Source organism: Nitrospirota bacterium, assembly GCA_040755395.1.
GTDB lineage: Bacteria > Nitrospirota > Nitrospiria > Nitrospirales > Nitrospiraceae > DATLZU01.
This window is the reverse complement of sequence record JBFMAX010000036.1, coordinates 1-2,962: the sequence shown is the minus strand read 5'-3', so window position 1 is coordinate 2,962 and position 2,962 is coordinate 1. Positions and strand designations below refer to the sequence as shown.

3 protein-coding genes are annotated in these 2,962 nt (G+C 58.1%); all 3 read left to right on the top strand.

Annotated features, from left to right (window positions below):
• The first annotated feature begins 184 nt into the window (after positions 1–184).
• The 3 genes from AB1555_19945 to AB1555_19935 all read left to right on the top strand — a co-directional run bounded on the left by AB1555_19945 (position 185) and on the right by AB1555_19935 (position 2,857).
• The gene (locus AB1555_19945; GenBank protein MEW6248950.1) at positions 185–640 is read left to right on the top strand and encodes a hypothetical protein; all 456 of its coding nucleotides are present in this window, start codon (positions 185–187) and stop codon (positions 638–640) included.
• 106 nt (positions 641–746) lie between these two features.
• Complete coding sequence (locus AB1555_19940) at positions 747–2,054, top strand: DDE-type integrase/transposase/recombinase (protein ID MEW6248949.1); 1,308 nt, start codon at positions 747–749, stop codon at positions 2,052–2,054.
• Positions 2,051–2,857: an AAA family ATPase gene (locus AB1555_19935; protein ID MEW6248948.1), complete on the top strand. Its 807-nt coding sequence runs from the start codon at positions 2,051–2,053 to the stop codon at positions 2,855–2,857. Before AB1555_19940 ends, AB1555_19935 begins: the two co-directional genes overlap by 4 nt.
• Positions 2,858–2,962: the final 105 nt, after the last annotated feature.

The window sequence follows — 2,962 nt, the reverse complement described above, 5'->3', positions numbered from 1 at the left end:
GTGTTGTTTTGCTGAATAAGCTGACCCCGGAAGTGGCGTTTTATTCACAATGAGCTGACCCCTTCGTCACCCTATTCATAGTAAACTATCCAGTCTGAAAGACCCACTCAAGAGAAAGGCCCAAAGCGAGGAGTGTGAGTTTTTGGTGGCTCCTTCCATCGCTTCAGGCCCAAGGAGGCTTCTATTGTTACTGTTTTTCATGGCGGGGATCAAGAGCCTTGTTGAGCGCGGCCGCTCCTATCCCTTCCCGCGCCCTCGGGTGTGCCTCAAAGAGGAGTGTCAAAGCAGCAGAATCTGGAGTCATGGGTATGTGGATGCCTACTTCGACGGCTATGCCGGTGCCCTCTCCCTGAAGCGGTATATCTGTGCCGATTGCGGATGCGTCTACACCGTGCGGCCCTTCGGCTACTGGCCTCGGCACCAAGTGGCCGTGACGGTTATTTTCAACAGACTGTGTCATCGGATACGACACGGTCGGTGGGGAGACAGTCCCTTGAGCCGCCAGCGTCAGGGCCACTGGCTCAGGGCGCTGAAGCGCAACGTCCTTTTCCATCTTGGGCTGCATTTCGCCGGAGACCTCCTGGAGGGATTTCACGAACTGCTGAGACAGGGTATTCAGCCCGTCAAAAGGACGGGATAACACGCAAAGCATCCCGCAGGCGGAACACTCCACCGAACTGTGTCGTTCCACGGGAAGGCGGGGCTGTGGTAAACCTGATCATCACACCGATTGAGGAGGTTTACCGATGGATGAAGAGGCAAAGAAGCGAATGGCAGTGTTTCGGTTTGGGGTGATCGCCGACTTTGTGGGCGGTCGCGCTCTGAGCCGCGGGGAGGTGCGGCGTCTTTTGGCGCAGAAGAGCGCCCAACGCTGGGAGATCCCCGGCTCCGGCAGGAGCCGTATCAGTGTATCTACGATCAAGAGTTGGATAGCCCGGTACCGGGCATCGGGCAACCGGCTGGAGTCGCTGTACCCCAAAGGCAGGTCCGACCGGGGGCAAAGCAGAACCATTGATCAGGAGACGGCCCAGGGATTGGTCACGCTGCGGCGTGAGCTTCCGGCCGTCTCTCTTCCCCTTTTGATGCAGGAGGCACGGGCGCGGCAGATCATTCCTGTCGGCGCCAAGGTGCCCTATGCTACCCTGTACCGGTTTCTGCAGTCCGAAGGGCTGCTGCAGAAACCCGATCAGGAGGCCCAGGACCGGAGGCGCTTTGAGGCCGCCGATCCCAACGATCTGTGGCAGGCCGATGTGTTGCACGGCCCTCCGGTGCTGCAGGAGGGCAAGCAGAGGAAGACCTACCTGATTGCTTTCATCGATGATATGAGCAGGCTCGCCGTACACGCCGAGTTCTATCTGCATGAGCGCCTGGAGAGTTTTCTGGATGCCCTCCGCAAAGCTCTCCTCATGCGCGGCCTCCCCCGCAAGCTCTATGTGGACAACGGCGCGGCTTTCCGTTGCCATCATCTGGAGCACATCTGCGCATCCCTGGGGATCGTCCTTCTGCATTCTCGTCCATATCAGCCTGAAGGACGCGGCAAGATGGAGCGGTGGTTTAGGACGGTCCGGCAGCAGTTTCTCAGCACGGCGAAAGCCTCCACGCTGGAGGAGCTCAACGATGCGCTGCGTCCGTGGGTGGCTGCCTATAATGCGGCCCGGCACCGAACCACCCAGGAGACACCCGTCAGCCGCTTCTCCCGGCATATCGAATGCATCCGGCCTGCACCCAAGGATCTGGAGGATCATTTCAGAAAGACGGTCAGAAGGACAGTGGCAAAAGACAGAACCGTCGCCCTCGGCGGCAAACTCTACGAAGCACCTGTCGCCCTTATCGGCAAACAGGTCATGCTCTTGTACCATGAGCATGATCCCGCACGGGTAGAAGTCACTTTCGGTGGACAGACCTACGGGTTTATTCGCCTGCTGGATGTAAAGGTCAACTGCAGAGTCAAACGGGGACACAGCGGGCTGAAGCTGGACCGCCCCCTGCACGATGAACGCTACCGGGGCGGCAGACTGTTTGGAGCCGATGCAGCTCGGGAGGAGCAGGGATGAGCACGACCTACAGGATATTCTACGGACTGCAGCGAGAGCCTTTTAGCCAGGACCTCCGGGTCGAAGACCTCATGCAAAGTGAATCCATGGTGGCAGCTCAGCAGCGGGTGCAGTTCGCCCTTGCTCTGGGGGCGGTCGCCGTCCTTACCGGCGATGTCGGCAGCGGAAAGTCCTCGGCCCTCCGCTTCGCCTGCTCCAAACTCCATCCCTCGGAGTACAGAATCCTCTATCTTACCGCCACCTCGGGGTCCGTTATTGAGCTCTACAAGCAGATCTGCTACGCATTGGACATTGAGACCAGGGGGACCTCCAAGGCGACCCTCACCAAGATGATTCGCGCCTCCCTGCTTGAGCTCGACCGCACACGGCAGAAACCCGTGCTGATCATTGATGAGGCATCCCTGATGCGGTTGGATGTCTTTACAGAGTTCCACACGATCTGCCAGTTTGAGGCGGACTCCAAACCTCTGCTGCCGGTCATTCTTGCCGGCCAGAACAATCTCATCGACAATCTCATGTTCGAGCAGTCACGGGCGCTTGCCTCCCGTGTAGTGGCGAAGGGGCATATGGAGGCGTTCAAGCGAGAGGAGATGGCCCACTACCTTCAGCACCATCTCCATATTGCCGGATGTAAAGAAAACCTGTTCTCTGAGCAGGCTGTCACTGCAATCCACCAGGGCTCAGGAGGGCTCCTCAGAAGAGCGAACAATCTTGCCCGCGGAGCGCTGATGGCTGCCGCTGCAGAGCGCTGTACCGTCGTCTCCGCCGAGCACGTCAGGATTGCCTCAACGGAGATTATCTGATTGAAAAAACAAGGGAGAGGCATCCCCTCTCCCTTTCAGGTTATTTTATGTCGGATAGGTCAGTTTATTCAGAATTTTTGCGCCAGTTTATCCCGAAAAACAACA